This window comes from Streptomyces sp. NPDC003327 (assembly GCF_053589515.1).
The window spans coordinates 26288-44900 of record NZ_JBSFSA010000030.1 but is presented as its reverse complement, the minus strand read 5'-3'; the positions used below and the strand labels follow the sequence as shown (position 1 = coordinate 44900).

16 protein-coding genes, 1 tRNA gene and 1 riboswitch are annotated in these 18613 nt (G+C 71.8%); of the genes, 6 read left to right on the top strand and 11 right to left on the bottom strand.

All coding sequences use genetic code 11. The features are described 5' to 3' along the window. The first annotated feature begins 65 nt into the window (after positions 1 to 65). The 3 genes from ACWDVG_RS21760 to ACWDVG_RS21750 all read left to right on the top strand — a co-directional run bounded on the left by ACWDVG_RS21760 (position 66) and on the right by ACWDVG_RS21750 (position 3584). On the top strand, positions 66 to 1088 hold the full coding sequence (locus tag ACWDVG_RS21760) for an SGNH/GDSL hydrolase family protein (protein ID WP_451700987.1): 1023 nt from the start codon (positions 66 to 68) through the stop codon (positions 1086 to 1088). Between the two features lie 114 nt (positions 1089 to 1202). Then, positions 1203 to 2423 carry an acetyl-CoA C-acetyltransferase gene (locus tag ACWDVG_RS21755; RefSeq protein ID WP_451700986.1) on the top strand — a complete coding sequence of 407 codons (1221 nt, stop codon included), beginning with the start codon at positions 1203 to 1205 and terminating at the stop codon, positions 2421 to 2423. Positions 2424 to 2732: 309 nt separating this feature from the next. Beyond that, entirely contained in the window at positions 2733 to 3584 is an 852-nt protein-coding gene (locus ACWDVG_RS21750; RefSeq protein ID WP_451700985.1) for a hypothetical protein, read from the top strand. A gap of 3 nt (positions 3585 to 3587) precedes the next feature. Here ACWDVG_RS21750 and ACWDVG_RS21745 read toward each other — a convergent pair whose 3' ends face one another. After that, a complete protein-coding gene (locus ACWDVG_RS21745) occupies positions 3588 to 3917 on the bottom strand; it encodes a hypothetical protein (protein ID WP_451700984.1) in 330 nt (109 codons plus the stop codon). 100 nt (positions 3918 to 4017) lie between these two features. Between ACWDVG_RS21745 and ACWDVG_RS21740 the strand changes: the two genes are divergently transcribed. Then, positions 4018 to 4248 (top strand): DUF4287 domain-containing protein, encoded by a 231-nt coding sequence (locus ACWDVG_RS21740; protein WP_451700983.1) that lies wholly within the window; start codon positions 4018 to 4020, stop codon positions 4246 to 4248. 94 nt (positions 4249 to 4342) lie between these two features. On the opposite strand, the gene ACWDVG_RS21735 is transcribed toward ACWDVG_RS21740, so the two are convergent. Next, the gene (locus tag ACWDVG_RS21735) at positions 4343 to 5245 is read right to left on the bottom strand and encodes a Bax inhibitor-1/YccA family protein (protein WP_451700982.1); all 903 of its coding nucleotides are present in this window, start codon (positions 5243 to 5245) and stop codon (positions 4343 to 4345) included. Positions 5246 to 5431: 186 nt separating this feature from the next. Further along, positions 5432 to 5517 (bottom strand) — tRNA-Leu (locus ACWDVG_RS21730). A 460-nt stretch (positions 5518 to 5977) separates the two neighbouring features. On the opposite strand from ACWDVG_RS21730, the gene ACWDVG_RS21725 reads away from it, so the two are divergent. Both ACWDVG_RS21725 and ACWDVG_RS21720 read left to right on the top strand, forming a co-directional pair. After that, positions 5978 to 6748 (top strand): ABC transporter ATP-binding protein, encoded by a 771-nt coding sequence (locus ACWDVG_RS21725; protein WP_451700981.1) that lies wholly within the window; start codon positions 5978 to 5980, stop codon positions 6746 to 6748. A gap of 58 nt (positions 6749 to 6806) precedes the next feature. After that, entirely contained in the window at positions 6807 to 9338 is a 2532-nt protein-coding gene (locus tag ACWDVG_RS21720) for an ABC transporter permease (RefSeq protein WP_451700980.1), read from the top strand. Between the two features lie 102 nt (positions 9339 to 9440). Here ACWDVG_RS21720 and ACWDVG_RS21715 read toward each other — a convergent pair whose 3' ends face one another. From ACWDVG_RS21715 to ACWDVG_RS21680, 8 genes are all read right to left on the bottom strand, one after another. Then, on the bottom strand, positions 9441 to 10736 hold the full coding sequence (locus tag ACWDVG_RS21715; protein ID WP_451700979.1) for a class I SAM-dependent methyltransferase: 1296 nt from the start codon (positions 10734 to 10736) through the stop codon (positions 9441 to 9443). A gap of 187 nt (positions 10737 to 10923) precedes the next feature. After that, positions 10924 to 12309: an NAD(P)/FAD-dependent oxidoreductase gene (locus ACWDVG_RS21710; RefSeq protein ID WP_451700978.1), complete on the bottom strand. Its 1386-nt coding sequence runs from the start codon at positions 12307 to 12309 to the stop codon at positions 10924 to 10926. Positions 12310 to 12679: 370 nt separating this feature from the next. Further along, positions 12680 to 13594 carry a Ppx/GppA phosphatase family protein gene (locus ACWDVG_RS21705; RefSeq protein ID WP_451700977.1) on the bottom strand — a complete coding sequence of 305 codons (915 nt, stop codon included), beginning with the start codon at positions 13592 to 13594 and terminating at the stop codon, positions 12680 to 12682. After that, the gene (locus ACWDVG_RS21700) at positions 13591 to 14139 is read right to left on the bottom strand and encodes a DUF501 domain-containing protein (protein ID WP_451700976.1); all 549 of its coding nucleotides are present in this window, start codon (positions 14137 to 14139) and stop codon (positions 13591 to 13593) included. The genes ACWDVG_RS21705 and ACWDVG_RS21700 overlap by 4 nt, the downstream gene beginning before the upstream one ends. Positions 14140 to 14160: 21 nt before the next feature. Continuing rightward, the gene (locus ACWDVG_RS21695) at positions 14161 to 14631 is read right to left on the bottom strand and encodes an FtsB family cell division protein (protein WP_451700975.1); all 471 of its coding nucleotides are present in this window, start codon (positions 14629 to 14631) and stop codon (positions 14161 to 14163) included. Between the two features lie 90 nt (positions 14632 to 14721). Beyond that, a complete protein-coding gene (gene eno, locus ACWDVG_RS21690) occupies positions 14722 to 16002 on the bottom strand; it encodes a phosphopyruvate hydratase (protein ID WP_451700974.1) in 1281 nt (426 codons plus the stop codon). Between the two features lie 330 nt (positions 16003 to 16332). Continuing rightward, on the bottom strand, positions 16333 to 17055 hold the full coding sequence (locus tag ACWDVG_RS21685) for a transglycosylase family protein (protein WP_451700973.1): 723 nt from the start codon (positions 17053 to 17055) through the stop codon (positions 16333 to 16335). Positions 17056 to 17058: 3 nt separating this feature from the next. After that, positions 17059 to 17232, bottom strand: a riboswitch (cyclic di-AMP (ydaO/yuaA leader). Between the two features lie 258 nt (positions 17233 to 17490). Continuing rightward, complete coding sequence (locus tag ACWDVG_RS21680) at positions 17491 to 18570, bottom strand: transglycosylase family protein (RefSeq protein WP_451700972.1); 1080 nt, start codon at positions 18568 to 18570, stop codon at positions 17491 to 17493. Between the last annotated feature and the right edge of the window lie 43 nt (positions 18571 to 18613).

Below are 18613 nucleotides of genomic sequence, written 5' to 3'. Positions count from 1 at the left end.
CGGGGCAGTTAGACCCTTGAACGGCTCCCGGGGACGCCGAACGGCTTGACGGAGGTGACGGCCCCATGTCGAGGGCGAGGGTGGCACGGCGGATCGCCGCGGGTGCGGCGTACGGGGGCGGGAGCATCGGCCTGCTCGGGGTGGCGGCGGTCGGGGTCCTCCTCGCCGAGGCGCACCTCGCGAAGCGGACGGTGGGGGACGGCGCGGCGCCGCTGCCACCGGGGGCGGACGGTCTGTACGGCCGGGCGTTCGGCACGCAGGACCCCCTGCGGCTCGCCCTTCTGGGTGATTCCACGGCGGCGGGCCAGGGCGTGCGGCGCTCGGGCCAGACGCCGGGCGCGCTGCTCGCCTCCGGGCTCGCCGCGGTGGCGGAGCGCCCGGTGGTGCTGCGGAACGTGGCGCTGTCGGGGGCGCGCTCCGACGACCTGGAGCGGCAGGTGTCGCTGCTCCTCGCGCAGTCGCCGGGCCCGCCGGACGTGTGCGTGATCATGATCGGGGCGAACGACGTGACGCACCGGATGCCGCCGACGGAGTCGGTACGGCTCCTGGCGGCGGCGGTCCGGCGGCTGCGGACGGCGGGCGCGGAGGTCGTCGTCGGGACCTGCCCGGACCTGGGGACGATCGAGCCGGTCTACCAGCCGCTGCGCTGGCTGGCCCGGCGGGCGTCCCGGCAGCTGGCGGCGGCGCAGACGATCGTGGTCGTGGAGCAGGGCGGGCGGACGGTGTCGCTGGGCGACCTGCTCGGCCCGGAGTTCGCGGCGAACCCGCGGGAGATGTTCGCCGTGGACAACTTCCACCCCTCGGCCGAGGGGTACGCGACGGCGGCGATGGCCGTCCTGCCGACGCTCTGCGCCGCGCTGGGCGTCTGGCCGGAGCCGGACCGGCTGGAGCCGGAGCGCCACGAGGACATGCTGCCGGTGGCGAAGGCGGCGGCCGAGGCGGCCCGCGAGGCGGGCACGGAGGTGACGGGCGCGCGGGCCCCGTGGGCGCTGCTCAAGCACCGGCGCCGGCGCCGTCTCCCGGCGGCGGTGGAGGCGGAGCCGGCCCCGGAGGACGCGGGGGCGCGGGCCGCGGGGACCGTCGACTGAGCGCTCGCTTAGAAAAGAGGTCCGCGTCACACCGTCAGGGCGGTGACCCGTGCGGTACGTACGGGTAACTTCCCTTTCAGTCCGCCGCCCCTTCCGTACCCTCCTGGAGCCGTGATGCCCGAAGCCGTGATCGTCTCGACCGCCCGCTCGCCCATCGGCCGGGCCTTCAAGGGCTCCCTCAAGGACCTGCGGCCGGACGACCTCACCGCGACCATCGTCCAGGCGGCGCTGGCCAAGGTGCCCGAGCTCGACCCGCGCGACATCGACGACCTGATGCTCGGCTGCGGTCTGCCCGGCGGCGAGCAGGGCAACAACCTGGGCCGCATCGTGGCGGTGCAGATGGGCATGGACCACCTGCCCGGCTGCACGGTCACCCGCTACTGCTCCTCCTCGCTGCAGACCTCCCGCATGGCGCTGCACGCCATCAAGGCGGGCGAGGGCGACGTCTTCGTCTCGGCCGGCGTCGAGATGGTGTCCCGCTTCGTGAAGGGCAACTCGGACTCCCTGCCGGACACGCGCAACCCGCTCTTCGCCGAGGCCGAGGCCCGCACCGCCGAGGTCGCCGCCTCCGAGGGCTCCACCTGGCACGACCCGCGCGAGGACGGCCTGGTCCCCGACGCGTACATCGCGATGGGGCAGACCGCGGAGAACCTGGCCCGCTGGAAGGGCATCAGCCGCCAGGAGATGGACGAGTTCGGCGTCCGCTCGCAGAACCTCGCGGAGCAGGCCATCAAGAACGGCTTCTGGGAGCGCGAGATCACCCCGGTGACCCTCCCGGACGGCACGGTCGTCTCGACGGACGACGGCCCGCGCGCGGGCGTCACGCTGGAGGGCGTGCAGGGCCTGAAGCCGGTCTTCCGCCCCGACGGCCTGGTCACCGCCGGCAACTGCTGCCCGCTGAACGACGGCGCCGCCGCGCTCGTGATCATGTCCGACACCAAGGCGCGCGAGCTGGGCCTGACCCCGCTGGCCCGGATCGTCTCCACCGGCGTCTCCGGCCTCTCCCCCGAGATCATGGGCCTCGGCCCGGTCGAGGCGTCGAAGCAGGCCCTGAAGCGCGCCGGCCTGACCATCGGCGACATCGACCTGGCCGAGATCAACGAGGCCTTCGCCGCGCAGGTCATCCCGTCCTACCAGGACCTGGGCCTCGACCTGGACAAGGTGAACGTCAACGGCGGCGCGATCGCCGTGGGCCACCCCTTCGGCATGACCGGCGCCCGCATCACGGGCACGCTGATCAACAGCCTCCAGTTCCACGACAAGCAGTTCGGCCTGGAGACGATGTGCGTGGGCGGCGGCCAGGGCATGGCGATGGTCATCGAGCGGCTGAGCTGACGCGGGCCGAAGAATCGAGCGGCTGAGCCGAGCCGACTGAGCTGAGCCCGCGCCGGATCGACCGCTTTCCACGGGCCGAGTCGGGCAACCGTCCCGCGTCCGAGCCGTGACCGAATCTCCCCCAGGATGTGACCTACATCCCGGGGGAGTTCGTTTTCCCAGGTCAGGGCCGTTTCGGGACCAAACGCCGGGTAGAAATACCTGTCCAATTCGTGACGTAATGCACTGACAGCGTGCCCCACCCCAGGACAAGCTGATGTAGGAAGTCGGGGGGATCGACTCGGAATCGGGAGTACGTCAGTGAGCGCCATGTCTCTTGCCCTGCTGCTGACCACGGCCGCTGCCACGGCCGTGGGCGCTGCTGCCCTGCACGCCGTCCACGGTCTTCGCAAGGAGGTCACCGCCCTCCGGTCGGAACTGGCCACGGCTCACGGGGTGACCGTCCCGGCCGCCCGGGCCGCCTCGCCCGCCGCCGAGATACGGGCCGCGGTCGCGGAGGCGCTGGCCGAGGAGCGCGAGCGCGAGCTCGCCGAGGCGCGGGCCTTCTGGGCCGCGCAGGAGGCCCGGGACGCGGCGGACGCCCCGTCCCTGCTCGGCGGCCTCGGCGGCCCCGCGGAGGACGGTCCCTTCTTCGTGCCGCGCCAGTCCGACTTCGCGGGCCTGGAGGCGATGGCCCTGGAGGCCATGGAGGCGGAGGCGGCCGCCCTCGACGGCGCCGCCCTGGACGGGGTCGCGCTCGACGGCGTCGTGGACCCGCTGGACGAGTTCCCCGAGGACTCCCCGGAGCTGGCGGCGGCCCGCCGCCGGCACCCCTCGCACCCGGACTTCGTGCCGGTGCAGACCCCGGTCGTCACCGACCACGAGCGGACGGTGGCCCGCCTGGAGGAGCTCGCGGACACGGGCACGGCCCTGACGGACGTGCGCCCCGGCCCGCTCGGCACCCTCGACGTGTACGTCTTCGCCGACGGCACCACGCTCTGTATGACCCCCGGCCACCGCGAGACGGCGGAGCGCCTGGCGGAGGCCCTGCGCGCGGGCCGCACCCCGGTTCTGCTCGGCGGCTCGGGCGTCTCCGGCGCCTTCGCGCTGACCTTCTCGTACGGTGACACCGACGACGAGAACGTCTACATCCTCGCCGACCGCGTCATCGCCTCCCTGTAACGGCTACAGGCCCGTCCGGGCCGCCGCCTCCCGAACCAGTCCCACGGCCTCGGCCAGCTCCGCCTCGCGCGAGCCGGCCGGGGCCGTTCGCAAGATTTCGGCCAGATCGTGGGCGGCGACGAGGAGCTGGTCGCCGACGGTGAAGACGCCCGCGTCGGGCATGGTCAGCGGCTCCCGGCCGGGGTTCTCGGCGCGCTGGGCGCGCAGCGAGAGCTCACGGGCCAGGGCGAGCCCCTCGGCCGCCGCACCCCGCTGGAGACGGCTGTGCGGAGCGGCCCGCAGCCGGTCGGCGAGGCGTTCGGCGGCGGCGGTCAGTTCACTCGTATCAAGCACTCCGCGACCCTACGCGCCCTCCCTGGCCCCTTGCCAACGGGCGACCGCCCCGGCACGGTGGCGTGAAGGAGCACACGGCACAACGCGTCCGGAGGCGCCGATGTCCCACTCTTTCTCCGAAGAGACCCACCGCAACCTGCTGGCCCGCATCCCCCAGTGCACCGGTCGCGAGATCGCCGACTGGCTGAAGGCCGTGGAGGAGGGCCCCTCGCTCCTCCGCTTCGAGGACAAGCTGAGCTGGTTGCGCGGCGAGCACGAGCTCGCGTACGGCCACGCCAAGGCGATCATCCACGAGTACGACCTCCGCCGGGCGGCCCGCCGCATGCTGTAGCGGGCCCGCCGACGGGCACGGGGGTACGCGGATACGCGGAAGGGCCCGCCCGGCGCGAAGCCGGACGGGCCCTTCCCCCGAGTCACGGGGTGCGTCAGTCGTCGCCCTGCAGGATCGACAGCAGACGCAGCATCTCCAGGTAGATCCACACCAGCGTCATGGTGAGGCCGAAGGCGGCCAGCCAGGCCTCCTCGCGCGGCGCGCCGTAGGTCACGCCGTCCTCGACCTGCTTGAAGTCGAGGGCGAGGAAGCAGGCACCCAGGATGACGCCGATGACACCGAAGAGGATGCCGAGGCCGCCGCTGCGGAAGCCGAGGCCGTCGCCGCCGGCGAAGACCTGGAACAGCAGGTTGGCCACCATGAGCAGCATGAAGCCCATGGCCGCGGCCATCACGAAGCCGTAGAAGCGGCGGTTGACGCGGATCCAGCCGAGCTTGTAGGCGATGAGCACGCCGGCGAAGACCGCCATGGTGCCCAGGACGGCCTGGATGACGACGCCGTCGCCGATGTACGTCGAGACGGCGGCCGAGATCACGCCGAGGAAGACGCCCTCGAACGCCGCGTAGCCCAGGATCAGCGCGGGAGACGGCTTGCGCTTGAAGGACTGCACGAGCGAGAGGACCAGGGCGACCAGGGCCGCGCCGATGGCGATGCCGTAGGACTTGCCCAGGTTCGCCGGGTCGACCGGCAGGAGCACCCAGGACAGGACGGCGGTGAGGACGACCGTGCCGAGCGTCATGGCCGTACGGCTCACGACGTCGTCGATCGTCATCGCGTTGCCGCGGACCTGCTGCGGGGCGCCCTGCTGCACGTCCTGCGGGGCGTACGGGTTGGTCGCGTACGGGTTGGCGGCACCCTCGGCGTAGGGGTTGCCGGTGGCGTAGGGGTTGGTTCCGACGGCGGGGCCCCCGGCCTGCGGCTGCTGCGCGTTCACGCCCGCGTAGCCGTTGTCGCGGCTGAACCCCCGTCGCGAGAAGACCGGGTTGCTGCTCCTCATCTCACTCCTCCATGGCGGGCCGTACTGCACGGCCCTGTGTCAAGGGTAATGCGTAGGCAAAAGAAACTCTCTCGTGCTCGGGGAGGATCTTTTCCTCTTGAACGAAGGAAGGGAAGAGGAGAGGAGGGGAGGGGCGGCGGCCGAGGGGGCCGGGGGCCGGGCCGCAGGCGCTCGCCTGGGGCCCGGTGGTGCCCGGAACCGGACTTGAACCGGTACGGCCCGAAGGCCAGCGAGGTTTAAGCTCGCCGTGTCTGCTATTCCACCATCCGGGCGTTGCCGCGAAGCTCCGCGTTGGCACATGAGCCTATCGGGACGCTTCCCTCGTTCAGCGGTACGCGGACCCGATGTTGTCTTATTTTATTGACGTCTGAGGGTGCGTCAGTGCAGGTCGGGGCCGGTATGGCGAACGGGGACGGGGATCGCGGCCGCAAAGCTCGGCACCCCGGAATGACGAAAACTCGCCGCAGGTTTGTCACCTCCCGCGGGCCCCTCCACGAGCCGTCCCCCGGCCTCCCGCCGGGCTCCCCCCGGCACCCCTCCACGGCCTCCTCTCCCGGTCCTCCGGCGCGCGCCCCCTCTCGGGGGCGCCGTCATACCTCAGGAGGAGGGTCAGCCTCGCCGATGCGACTCGAGACTGCCTCGGGAACGGGCACAGGGACGGATGACCCGACCCGGAACGCTCGGGACGATGGAGTGGTTCCCGAGACGCCGCAGTGAACAGGAGTCCCCCTCGTGACCACCACCTCCACCGTGCCCCGCGCCACCGCGGTGGCCGCCCGCGCCACGGAGCTCACCAAGGTCTACGGACACGGAGAGACCCAGGTGGTCGCGCTCGACCGCGTCAGCGTCGACTTCCGCCAGGGCGAGTTCACCGCGATCATGGGCCCCTCCGGCTCCGGCAAGTCGACGCTCATGCACTGCGTCGCGGGCCTGGACTCCTTCTCCTCCGGCTCCGTACGGATCGGTGAGACCGAGCTGTCCACGCTCAAGGACAAGCAGCTCACCCAGCTCCGCCGCGACAAGATCGGCTTCATCTTCCAGGCGTTCAACCTGCTGCCGACGCTGACCGCGGCGGAGAACATCACGCTGCCGATGGACATCGCCGGCCGCAGGCCCGACAAGCAGTGGGTCCAGCAGGTCATCGACATGCTCGGCCTCTCCGGGCGGCTCAGCCACCGGCCCACCGAGCTCTCCGGCGGCCAGCAGCAGCGCGTCGCCGTCGCCCGCGCCCTCGCCTCCCGGCCCGAGATCATCTTCGGCGACGAGCCGACCGGAAACCTGGACTCCCGCTCCGGCGCCGAGGTCCTCGGCTTCCTGCGGAACTCGGTGCGCGAGCTGGGCCAGACCGTCGTCATGGTCACCCACGACCCGGTGGCCGCCTCCTACGCGGACCGCGTGATCTTCCTCGCGGACGGCCGCATCGTCGACGAGATGCTGCGCCCCTCGGCGGACGGCGTCCTCGACCGCATGAAGGCCTTCGACGCGAAGGGCCGTACCAGCTGAGGCACCGCCTCACCGCTGCCCCCGCCCGCCGTCCCTCACCTCCGTTCAGGACACCTCCATGTTCCGTACCGCCCTGCGCAACGTCCTCGCGCACAAGGCGCGGCTGCTGATGACCGTGCTCGCCGTCATGCTCGGCGTGGCCTTCGTCTCCGGCACCCTCGTCTTCACCGACACCCTCTCCCAGGCCTTCCGCAACCAGTCCGCCAAGAGCTACGACGACGTCGCCGTCGCCGTCGAGATGCACCCCGACGAGGCGGAGGCCCGTACGACGCCCGGCCTCTCGCGGGACGTCGTCGACCGGGTCGCCCGGCTCGACGGGGTCACCGCCGTCTCCCCCCGGGTCCAGGGCTTCGCGGGCGTGCCCGACAAGAACGGCAAGCTGATCGGCCTCGGCTGGGCCAACACGGGCGCCAACTTCGCCCCCGGCAAGGACGGCAAGGACGCCGCCTACTCCTTCACCGCGGGCCAGGGCCCGACCGCGGCCGGGCAGATCGCGCTCGACAAGGAGACGGCCGCCAGGGGCGCCTACAAGGTCGGCGACACCGTCCGGGTCGCGACCAACGGGCCGGTGAAGGAGTACACCCTCTCCGGTGTCTTCACGACCGAGGACGGCGCCGTCAACGCGGGCGGCAGCCTCGTCCTCTTCGACGACGCCGTCGCCCAGCAGCTCTACCTCAAGCCGGGCTACTACCAGAGCCTGACCGTCACCGCCCCGGGCGCCGACGCCGAGAAGCTCCGCGACGAGGTCCTGAAGGTCGTGCCGAAGGCCGCCACCGCCCAGACCGGGCAGGCACTCGCCGACCGGCAGGCCGAGGACATCGAGGCCGGGCTCGGCGCCTTCAACCAGATGCTGCTGGGCTTCGCCGGCATCGCGCTCTTCGTCGGCGTCTTCCTGATCTCCAACACCTTCACGATGCTGGTCGCCCAGCGGACGAAGGAGCTGGCCCTGATGCGCGCGGTCGGCGCCTCGCGCAAGCAGATCACCCGCTCGGTGCTCGCCGAGGCCGGTCTGGTCGGCCTGGTCGCCTCCGCGGTCGGTTACGCCCTCGGCATCGGCCTCGCGGTGGGCCTGCGCTCCGGCATGGCCGCGTTCGAGCTGAAGGTGCCGGACGGCCCGCTGGTCCTGGAGGCCACCCCGGTCCTCGCGGCCTTCGGCGTCGGCATCCTGATCACCGTGCTGGCCGCCTGGCTGCCCGGCCGCCGCGCCGCGAAGATCCCGCCGGTGGCCGCCATGAACAGCGTGCACGCCACCCCCACCACCAAGTCGCTCGTCGTGCGGAACGCGATCGGCGCCGTGCTCACCGCGCTCGGCGCGGTCGGCATCGTCGCCGGCGCAGGCAAGGGCGGCGACGACGGCCGGCTGCTCATCGCGGGCGGGGCCTTCCTCACCCTCGTCGGCGTCATCGTCCTGATCCCGTTCCTGTCGCGGCCGGTGATCGCCCTGATCCGTCCCTTCTTCGTGAAGGCCTTCGGGGTCTCCGGCAAGCTCGCGGGCCTCAACGCGGTCCGCAACCCGCGCCGCACCGGCGCCACCGCCTCCGCGATCGCCATCGGCCTGACCCTGGTCACCGGCCTGACGGTGATCGGCGTGAGCGCCGGCTCGGCCCTGGACAGGATGACGGTCGACCAGATCAAGGCCGACTACATGATCACCATGGCCGGCGGCGGCCAGGGCCTCAGCGACGAGGCGCTCGCCGCCCTGGAGAAGGCGCCCGGCGTGACCGCGGTCTCCCCGCAGCAGGCGGGCGCCCTGGAGCTGAAGGGCCGGTTCGTCTCGGCCTCCGGCGTCACCCCCGGCGACATCGAGAAGGTCCTCAAGCTGCACGTGGTGGAGGGCTCGCTGGGCTCCCTCGGGCAGGGCCGGATCGCCGTCGACGACAAGACGGCCGCCTCCCGCGGCCTGAAGGTCGGCGCGAGCGTCCCCGTCGAGTACCTCGACGAGCGGAAGGGGAAGCTGACGGTCGGTGCGATCTACGAGCAGAGCGAGTTCGTCTCGCCGGTGCTGATCGACAAGAAGCTCCTCGACGCGCACGAGCAGCAGGCGTACATCGCTCAGATCTTCGTCTCCACGGAGGGCGGCGCGAGCGAGGCCCACGAGCGGGCCCTCGCCAAGGCGATGGGCGACAACCCGGCGATCACGGTCATGGACCACAAGGACATCCGTGACACCTTCGGCGGCCAGATCAACCTGATGCTCAACATCATGTACGGCCTGCTCGGCATGGCCCTGATCATCGCGGTCCTCGGCGTCGTCAACACCCTCGCGATGTCCGTCTTCGAGCGCCAGCAGGAGATCGGCATGCTGCGGGCGATCGGCCTCGACCGGCGCCGGGTGAAGCGGATGGTCCGTCTGGAGGCCGTCGTCATCGCGGTCTTCGGTGCCGTCGTCGGCATCGGCCTGGGCGCGTTCCTCGGCTGGGCCATCGGCGAGACGTTCAAGAGCAGCCTGCCGGGCTACGCGCTGGTGCTGCCCTGGGACCGGATCGGGATCTTCCTGGTCCTGGCCGGTCTGGTCGGCGTCCTGGCCTCGCTGTGGCCGGCCCGGTCCGCGGCCAGGCTGAACATGCTCTCCGCGATCAAGGCCGAGTAGGCCCGTACGACACGGGCGCGTACGGCGCAGGGCCGTACGGAACGGAGCCGTACGGCGGCAAGGGCCGGTTCCCCGCTCGGGGGGACCGGCCCTTCGCCGTGCTCAGCGTTCCGTCCACTCCCGGGTCCGCAGCGGCAGCCCGCTCGTCCCCGCCTCCGGGGTCCTCACCGCGAGGAACTGGTTCACCCCGATCCGGTTCCGCTCGAAGGCGACCGCCGAAGCCGCCATGTAGAGCCGCCAGATCCGGGCCCGGCCCGGGGAGGTGAGCGTGACGGCACGGTCCCACCCGCCCTCCAGGTTGGCCACCCAGCGCCGCAGCGTGAGGGCGTAGTGCTCGCGGATGGCCTCCACGTCCCGCACCTCGAACCCGGCGTCCTCCAGGGTCGTCAGGGTCCGTCCCATGGGCGCGAGTTCGCCGTCCGGGAAGACGTACGCGTCGATGAAGGGGTCGATCGCGTAGGCCGACTCGTCCGGTTCGGGGCGCCGCGAGATCTGGTGGTTCAGGAGCCGCCCGCCGGGCTTCAGGAGGCCGTACAGCGTGTCGGCGTACTCCCGGTACCGCACGGCGCCGACGTGCTCCGCCATGCCGATGGAGGAGATCGCGTCGTACGGCCCGTCGGGCACGTCCCGGTAGTCCTGGACGCGGATCTCGACGAGGTCGGTGAGGCCCTCGTCGGCGACGCGCTTGCGGGCGAAGGCGGCCTGTTCGCGGGAGAGGGTGATGCCGACGACCCGGGCGCCGTACTCACGGGCGGCGTGGACGGCCATCGAGCCCCAGCCGCAGCCGACGTCGAGGAGCCGGTCGCCGTCGCCCAGGTTCAGCTTGCGGGCGATGAGGTCGAGCTTGTCCCGCTGGGCGTCCTCCAGGGTCCCGCCGGCGGTCCAGTAGGCGCAGGAGTACACCATGGAGGGGCCGAGGACGAGGGCGTAGAAGTCGTTGCCCACGTCGTAGTGGTGGCTGATCGCCTGCCGGTCGCGGCGGCGGGTGTGGCGGGAGCCGCTGCGGCCGCGGACCTCCTCGGCGGGCGGCGGCGGGGGCGGCAGGGGTCCGGCGAGCCGGAGGAGGGAGCGGGCCGCGGCGCGCAGCCCGGGGTCGCGTACGGCTTCGAGGGCGCTCCGGGTCTCGGCGCCGCGCTCCCAGAGGAGGCCGGAGAGGCGGTCGAGGACCTCGTAGAGGTCGCCGTCGACGTCGAGTTCGCCGGCCACCCAGGCGCGGGCGAGGCCGAGTTCGCCGGGTCTCCAGATCATGCGGCGCAGGGCGCGGCGGTCGCGCAGGATCAGGACGGGACCGGTCGCGGGGCCGGCCTCACTGCCGTCCCACGCCCGCAGGCGCACCGGGAGGGGGGCTCCCAGCAGGTCCTCGGCCAGGGTCGCCAACCGCGTCGCGGCGTCGGGCATGGCGCAACACCTCCGTGATCTCATGCCCCGGACTTGCTCGTCACCAAGGGAACACCCTGCGTGGGGGTTCCGTCCCTCCGCGCGCGTGAAACACGGGGAAAAGCACCGCGAGAACCATCCGGAGACGTGCGAAGGGCCGTCCGCACCACGGATGGCGGACGGCCCTTCGGACGGAGCGGCGGAGCTTCTAGGAGGCCTTGGCCTTCTCCTGCGCCTTGGCGGCCGGCGCGGGGGCGGGCTTGGCCGCCTCGTAGAACTCCTCGCGCGGCGACTCGATGGCGCCGAGCGAGACGACCTCGCGCTTGAGGAACATCGCGAGGGTCCAGTCGGCGAAGACGCGGATCTTGCGGTTCCAGGTGGGCATGGCCATGCCGTGGTAGCCACGGTGCATGTACCAGGCGAGACGGCCCTTGAGCTTGATCTTCACCTTGCCCATGACGATCATGGCGACGCCCTTGTGCAGACCGAGTCCGGCCACCGCGCCCTTGTTGGCGTGGCTGTACTCCTTCTGCGGGAAGCCGCGCATGCCGGCCACGACGTTGTCGCCGAGGACCTTGGCCTGGCGCAGGGCGTGCTGGGCGTTCGGCGGGCACCACGCGCGCTCGCGCGGGACGCCGGCCTTGATCGCGGCCATGTCCGGGACCTGGGCGTTGTCGCCCGCGGCCCACACGTAGTCGAGGCCGTTGACCTGGAGCTTCTCGTTGCAGTCGACGTGGCCGCGGGGGCCGAGCGGCAGACCGAAGCGGGAGAGCGCCGGGTTCGGCTTCACGCCGGCGGTCCACACGATCGTGTTGGAGTCGACCTCCAGGCCGTTCTTCAGCACGACGTGGCCGTCGACGCAGGAGTCCATCGAGGTCTCGAGGTAGATCTCGATGCCGCGGCCCTCGAGGTGCTCCTTGCCGTACTGGCCGAGCTTCGGGCCGACCTCGGGAAGGATCTTGTCGGCCGCGTCGACCAGGATGAAGCGCATGTCCTCGCGCGACACGTTCTGGTAGTACTTCGCGGCGTCGCGGGCCAGGTCCTCGACCTCGCCGATGGTCTCGGCGCCGGCGAAGCCACCGCCGACGAAGACGAAGGTCAGCGCCTTGCGGCGGACCTCCTCGTCGGTGGTCGAGTCGGCCTTGTCGAGCTGCTCGAGGACGTGGTTGCGCAGGCCGATGGCCTCCTCGATGCCCTTCATGCCGATGCCCTGCTCGGCGAGGCCGGGGATCGGGAAGGTACGGGAGACGGCGCCCATCGCGATGACGAGGTAGTCGAAGGGCAGCTCGTACGCCTCGCCGACGAGCGGGGCGATCGTGGCGACCTTGCGGTCCTGGTCGATGGTGGTGACCCGGCCGGTGAGCACCTCGGCTCCGCGGACGACGCGTCGCAGCGGGACGACGACGTGGCGCGGGGAGATGCTGCCGGCGGCGGCTTCGGGGAGGAAGGGCTGGTAGGTCATGTACGACCGCGGGTCGACGACCGTGACGGTCGCCTCCGCGTAGCGCATCTTCTTGAGGATGCGCCGAGCTGCGTACAGGCCTACGTACCCGCCGCCTACTACGAGGATCCTGGGACGCTCCGTGGTGCTCATGGCATCGAGTATCCACCCCCTCGGAGGGGGGTGCTCGTGCGCCCCTTCACAAGCATGCTGGACACCTCTGCTACACTGCGCGGCCCACGTGACCCAGGTCATGGCGGTGCAAAGGAACCGGGGAGCTTTCGCGAACGTTGTTCACCCCCCGTGAACTGGTCTGGAGAGCCTCCGTTAACGCTGAACCAGCAGGCCCGTTCACACGATGGAAACTTCGAGCGAAGTGGGCCCCACGCCTGCGAAAGGGCCCCGGGACACCCCTCGGAGGGGTGGAAGACCCTCCTCGGGCGCCCTCGGGGCCCTTTTCCTTGTGAAGAACTTCACGAACCTTTTCGACGGGGGTGTCGTGGCGGGCGCCGATAGCCACCCCCTATGCCACGGATAGGGCGATCCCATCGAGGATGTCGTGCTCGCTGACGACCACCTCGGCCGCTCCGACCCGCTCCACGATCTCCCGCAGGACCAGCGCCCCGGCGATGATCACGTCCACCCGGCCGGGGTGGATGACGGGCATCGCGGCCCGCTCGTCGTGGGTGGAGGCGAGCAGCCGCTCGGTGACCTCGGCGACCTGGGCGGCGGAGATCCGGGCGTGGTGGATCTTCTCGGAGTCGTACGCGGGCAGGCCGAGCGCGAGGGCGGCGACCGTGGTGACCGAGCCGGCGAGGCCGACGAGGGTGTCCGCCCCGGTGAGCGGCACGGTCTCGGCGGCCAGGTCGAGGGCGGCGCGGACGTCGGCGCGGATCGCCTCGGTCTCCTCGGCGGTCGGCGGGTCGTGGCGGACGTGCCGCTCGGTGAGCCGGACGCAGCCGATGTCGACGGAGCGGGCCGCCTCCACGTGCTTGTTGCCGGTGACGAACTCGGTGGAGCCGCCGCCGATGTCGACGACGAGGTACGTCTGCGCGCCGTGCAGTTCGCCGGTGGCGCCGGTGAAGGAGAACTCGGCCTCCTGGTCGCCGGTGATGACCTCGGGCTCGACACCGAGGATCTCCACGACGCCGTTCACGAACACGTCACGGTTCTCGGCGTCGCGGGAGGCGGAGGTCGCCACGAAGCGGACGCGCTCGGCGCCCAGCTCCTCGATGACGGCGGCGTACTCGCGGCAGGCGGCGAAGGTCCGCTCCAGCGCCTCGGGGGCGAGCCGGCCGGTCCTGTCGACGCCCTGGCCGAGCCGGACGATGGTCATCCGCCGGTCCAGCTCGACGAGGTCGCCCGTGGCGGGGTCGACGTCGGCGACGAGGAGGCGGATGGAGTTCGTGCCGCAGTCGATTCCGGCGACCCGGGTCATGCCGTGGGCTCCTTCTCGTCGGCCTCGTCGGCGCACGGCGTCACACAGGGGCCCTTCGCCCACCACTCGGGCAGCATCGCGAGGGCCTCGTCGCCGAACGGGTTGACGCCGGGGCCGGCCACGAGCGAGTGACCGACGAGGACGTGGAGGCACTTGACGCGGTCGGGCATGCCGCCGGCGCTGGGGAAGCCCTCCAGGACCTCGATGGCGTCGCGGCGCGCGAGGTAGTCCTCGTGCGCGGCCCGGTAGGCGGCGGCGAGCTCCGGGTCGGTGGCGAGCCGGGCCTGCATCTCCTTCATGACCCCGTTGGCCTCCAGGGTGCCGATGGCCGAGGCCGCCCGGGGGCAGGTGAGGTAGTACGTGGTCGGGAAGGGGGTGCCGTCGGGGAGCCGCGGCGCGGTCTCGACGACGTCCGGGTTGCCGCACGGGCAGCGGTGCGCGATGGCGCGCAGGCCGCGCGGCGGGCGGCCGAGCTGGGCTTCGAACGCGGCGACGTCCGCCTCGGTGGGCTCGGTGCGCTCGGTCTGCGGAGGGGGCGTTTCCATGTTCTCGGATCCTGGGTCGGGTCAGGGGCGGTCGGCGTGGTCGACGCCGTCCCACAGGTTGTCGTACCAGGGGCGGTCGGCCGCGCCCTGGTCGGCGCGGGGCCGCTGCTCCGCGCCGGGGTCGTTCACGGTGAAGCCGGTCTCGCCGGGCAGCACGTAGTGCAGGTGCTCGCGGGCGAGCCGGCGGACGTAGGCGGGGTCCTGGAGGCGGGCCTTCTCGTCCCGCAGTTCCTCGACGCGCCGGGCGGCCTCGTCGGCCTTGCGCTCCTGCTCGGCGATCTCGCCGCGCTGGGAGACGTAGCTCCGCATCGGGTAGGCGAGCGCCACGACGAGGGAGCAGACGACGAGGGCGAGGAAGGCCGCGCGGCCGGTGAGCCGGGAGCGGCGGGCCTGACGGCGGGTCTGGGAGCGGTAGACACGGGCGGCGGTCTGCTCGCCGAGCAGCCTGATGCGGGTCGCGGTCGAGAACCGGTCCCGGTTCTTCGCGGCCATGTCGTGTCGCCTCCCCTGGTCAGACGTACGTCCCCGCACACGGTACGGGACCGGGTGCGGGGACGTACGGATCTACGACGTCAGGCCAGGTCAGCCCTTGAAGCGCGGGAAGGCGCTGCGGCCGGCGTAGACCGCGGCGTCGTCGAGGATCTCCTCGATGCGCAGGAGCTGGTTGTACTTGGCGACGCGCTCGGAGCGGGCCGGGGCGCCGGTCTTGATCTGGCCGCAGTTGGTGGCGACGGCGAGGTCGGCGATGGTGACGTCCTCGGTCTCGCCGGAGCGGTGGGACATCATGCACTTGAAGCCGTTGCGCTGGGCGAGCTCGACGGCGTCGAGGGTCTCGGTCAGCGAGCCGATCTGGTTGACCTTCACCAGGAGGGCGTTGGCGGACTTCTCCTCGATGCCGCGGGCGAGGCGCTCGGGGTTGGTGACGAACAGGTCGTCACCGACGAGCTGGACCTTGTCGCCGAGCTTCTCGGTGATGACGTTCCAGCCGGCCCAGTCGTCCTCGAACAGCGGGTCCTCGATGGAGACGAGCGGGTACGCGGAGACGAGCTCCTCGTAGTACTCCGTCATCTCGGCGGCGGAGCGCTCCTTGCCCTCGAAGAGGTACGAGCCGTCCTTGTAGAACTCGGAGGCGGCGACGTCCAGGGCGAGGGCGACGTCCTTGCCGGGCACGTAGCCGGCCTGCTTGATGGCCTCCAGGATGAGGTCGAGCGCCTCACGGTTGGAGCCGAGGTTCGGCGCGAAGCCGCCCTCGTCGCCGAGGCCGGTGGAGAGGCCCTTGGTCTTCAGGACGGCCTTGAGGGTGTGGTAGACCTCGGTGCCCCAGCGGAGGGCCTCGGAGAAGGACTCCGCGCCGATCGGGGCGATCATGAACTCCTGGATGTCCACGTTGGAGTCGGCGTGCGAGCCGCCGTTCAGGATGTTCATCATCGGAACGGGCAGCAGGTGCGCGTTCGGGCCGCCGAGGTAGCGGAAGAGGGGGAGGTCGCTGGCCTCGGAGGCGGCGTGCGCGACGGCGAGAGAGACGCCGAGGATGGCGTTGGCGCCGAGCGAGGACTTGTCCGGGGTGGCGTCCAGGTCGAACATGGCCTGGTCGATCAGGCGCTGCTCGGTGGCGTCGTAGCCGACGAGCTCCGGGCCGATCTGCTCGATGACGGCGAGGACGGCCTTCTCGACACCCTTGCCGAGGTAGCGGTTCTGGTCGCCGTCGCGGAGCTCGAGGGCCTCGAACGCACCGGTGGAGGCACCGGACGGAACGGCAGCACGGCCGGTGCTGCCGTCGTCGAGGCCGACCTCGACCTCGACCGTGGGGTTGCCTCGGGAGTCCAGGATTTCCCGGGCTACGACGACGTCGATGGACGGCACGAGCATCTCCTTCTGGGATGTGACGCTAGGTGTGACGCATGGGTCGCAAGGTCTCGTACGCCTTGCGACAAGAGCCTAACCGGCTCAGGGCCTCCAGCCAGCCGGGCGCCCGCCCCCTGGGACGAAAAAGGACCCAAGGGCACGCATCCCGGGGCGAAAGACCCCTTCTCTACCTGCGGGTAACAGCCTGGAGGCAACAAGCCGGGGGGGGGAACAGACGGAACCCCGGTCCGGTGCGCACGGGGGAAGGGGCGCGCCGGACCGGGGTGGGTCACCGCGGGAGGGTCGTCGGGTCCGCGCGAGCCGCCGGACTCACGGGGACCGCGCGGCTCACTTCAGGTGGAGCTGCTGACCCGGGTAGATGAGGTCGGCGTTCTCGACGACGTCCTTGTTCAGCTCGAAGAGCGTGGCCCAGCCGCCCTTGACGCCGTGCGCCTGGGCGATCTTGCTGAGCGTGTCGCCGGTGACGACCTTGTACTCGCCGTCGCCCTTCTTGACCTTCTTGCCGGTCGGGGTGGTGACGGTCTTCTTCGACTCGGTCGACGGCGCGGGCTGCGCGGCCGGGGCCTGGCGCTGCTGGCTGCGGGTGGTCGGCTGCTCGGTCGAGCGCTCCGGCTGGGGGGCGCTCTGCTGGGGCTCGCTCTGCTGCGGGGCGCTCTCGGCGGCGCCGCCGTCGTAGGAGGCACCGGACAGGCCGACGCCGCAGGACGGCCAGGCGCCCTTGCCCTGGCCCGCGAGGACCTTCTCGGCGATGGCGATCTGCTGGGACTTCGACGCCTGGTCGGCGGTCGAGGCGTAGGCGGTGCCGCCGTACGCGGCCCAGGTGGAGGCCGAGAACTGCAGGCCGCCGTAGTAGCCGTTGCCGGTGTTGATGGACCAGTTGCCGCCGGACTCGCACTGGGCGACGACGTCCCACTCGGAGGCGGTGGCGGCGGAGGCGGTGCCCGCGGTCATCAGCGGGGCGGCGACGGCGACACCGGTGACGCCGACGAGCGTGACGACCTGGGTGGCCTTGGAGGGACGGCGGTGTTTGCCCTTGCCGGAAAACAGCATGGAGATTCTCCTCACCGACGCCTGCGAGGTGAGCTGTCGGGTTCGGGCCGAAGAGTCGCCCGGCCGCGTGCTGGTGCACGCGGCTTCACCCCGAGCCGTTCCTCGGTCGTCCGTCTGGACGGCCGGGCCCGGCACTTACCTTGGGTCCCCCGCTCCTGCCTTCGGCGCTTGCGCGACGACTGTTCCCATCGGCCGACGGCAGGATTCGGCGATTCGGTCGACGGGGCCCGCGGTGGCGAGCGGTGACGACCGTAGACACACACCCGCCGGAAGTTCAAAGAGGCCCATTGCGGAAAAATCGGCCTTCCTTGCCTTCCGGCGAGGTGTGTTTGCGCAGGTGAGAGGCGACGGAAGCAAACTTTGCGGGCGTGACACGCCAGTTGGGACGAAGAGACCCATGTCTCACTTGCCCAGAACCGGACATACGCCCCCGAACTACCCGGCCGCCGACTCCGAACCGATCGTCAGATCGAGGCTCTGACCAGGGAGGATCAGGTCCGGATCGATGCCCACGGTCCGCCGGTTGGCGTCGTAGAGGGCGTTCCAGCCTCCGGCGAGTTCGTTCTCCTGTGCAATCTCGGAGAGGCTGTCGCCGGGCTGGACGGTGTACGCGTCCGAAGTGCCCCGAGTGTCCGTTGCGCCCGAATCCTTCGCTCCGTCAGTCACGGGCGCTTCGATGGGCGTTTCGGTGAGCTTGTCCGCCGGTGCCGCATGGCGACCCGATCCGGTGGAACTGCCCGACTTGCCCGTTTCCTCCGGCGCGGCGCCGCCGCGGTGCTTGCCCGCGCCGGGCGTGGCCGACACCCCGTCACCCGGTGCCGCGTCGGGCGATCCGGGCGTCACGGACGCGTCGGGCGCCACCGGGGCGGTCGGCGCGTCCGGGTCCGCGGGCGTGCCGGGCGCGGACGGCGTCGTCGGTGGCGCGGCCGGGGTCGTCGGCGCCGTGGGCGCGACCGGGGCGGCGGGCGAGGACGGGACGCCGGGGGACGTGGGCACGGCCGACGCGGGGGCCCGCGTGGCCGGCGCCGAGGTGGCGGGCGCGGACGGGGCCGCGGTCCCGGCGGTCCGGTTGGACTCCGGGGCGAGGCCGCCCTCCTCGACGGGCGCGACGGTGGGGCCGGGGTTCACGCCCGTGGCCTTCCCGTCGTTCTTCAGACCCGCGATCGGGGCGCAGGTCGCCCAGTCCAGGGAGCCCGCGGCGAGCGCCTTGTCGGCGACGGCGATCTGCTGGGCACGGCTGGCCAGGTCGGGGCTGGGCGCGTAGGCGAGGCCGCCGTGCCGCTCCCAGGCCTCCTGGGTCATCTGGAGCCCGCCGTACATGCCGTTGCCGAAGTTGGCACTCCACTGGCCGCCGGACTCGCACTCGGCGACCCGGTCCCAGGTGGTGGCGTCGGCGGCGGAGGCCGATCCGGTGGCGAGCAGCGGCAGCGCCATGGCGGATCCGGTCACGCCCGCCGCGACGACGAGGGCGGGGGCCTGACGGGGGCGACGGTGTCGTCCGTTCCCGGAGCGCATGTGAACGCCTTTCACGTGACGGCTGAGACTGCCGGGAAACGTA

Excerpts from the sequence above, each read along its gene's own strand:
- ACWDVG_RS21720 (WP_451700980.1), top strand. The coding sequence starts at position 6,807 with ATGTTCCGTACCGCCCTGCGCAACGTCCTCGCGCACAAGGCGCGGCTG.
- ACWDVG_RS21695 (WP_451700975.1), bottom strand. The coding sequence starts at position 14,631 with ATGGCCGCGAAGAACCGGGACCGGTTCTCGACCGCGACCCGCATCAGG.
- ACWDVG_RS21710 (WP_451700978.1), bottom strand. The coding sequence starts at position 12,309 with ATGAGCACCACGGAGCGTCCCAGGATCCTCGTAGTAGGCGGCGGGTAC.
- ACWDVG_RS21760 (WP_451700987.1), top strand. The coding sequence starts at position 66 with ATGTCGAGGGCGAGGGTGGCACGGCGGATCGCCGCGGGTGCGGCGTAC.
- ACWDVG_RS21700 (WP_451700976.1), bottom strand. The coding sequence starts at position 14,139 with ATGGAAACGCCCCCTCCGCAGACCGAGCGCACCGAGCCCACCGAGGCG.
- ACWDVG_RS21735 (WP_451700982.1), bottom strand. The coding sequence starts at position 5,245 with ATGAGGAGCAGCAACCCGGTCTTCTCGCGACGGGGGTTCAGCCGCGAC.
- ACWDVG_RS21715 (WP_451700979.1), bottom strand. The coding sequence starts at position 10,736 with ATGCCCGACGCCGCGACGCGGTTGGCGACCCTGGCCGAGGACCTGCTG.
- ACWDVG_RS21685 (WP_451700973.1), bottom strand. The coding sequence starts at position 17,055 with ATGCTGTTTTCCGGCAAGGGCAAACACCGCCGTCCCTCCAAGGCCACC.
- ACWDVG_RS21755 (WP_451700986.1), top strand. The coding sequence starts at position 1,203 with ATGCCCGAAGCCGTGATCGTCTCGACCGCCCGCTCGCCCATCGGCCGG.
- ACWDVG_RS21680 (WP_451700972.1), bottom strand. The coding sequence starts at position 18,570 with ATGCGCTCCGGGAACGGACGACACCGTCGCCCCCGTCAGGCCCCCGCC.
- ACWDVG_RS21705 (WP_451700977.1), bottom strand. The coding sequence starts at position 13,594 with ATGACCCGGGTCGCCGGAATCGACTGCGGCACGAACTCCATCCGCCTC.
- ACWDVG_RS21740 (WP_451700983.1), top strand. The coding sequence starts at position 4,018 with ATGTCCCACTCTTTCTCCGAAGAGACCCACCGCAACCTGCTGGCCCGC.
- ACWDVG_RS21750 (WP_451700985.1), top strand. The coding sequence starts at position 2,733 with ATGTCTCTTGCCCTGCTGCTGACCACGGCCGCTGCCACGGCCGTGGGC.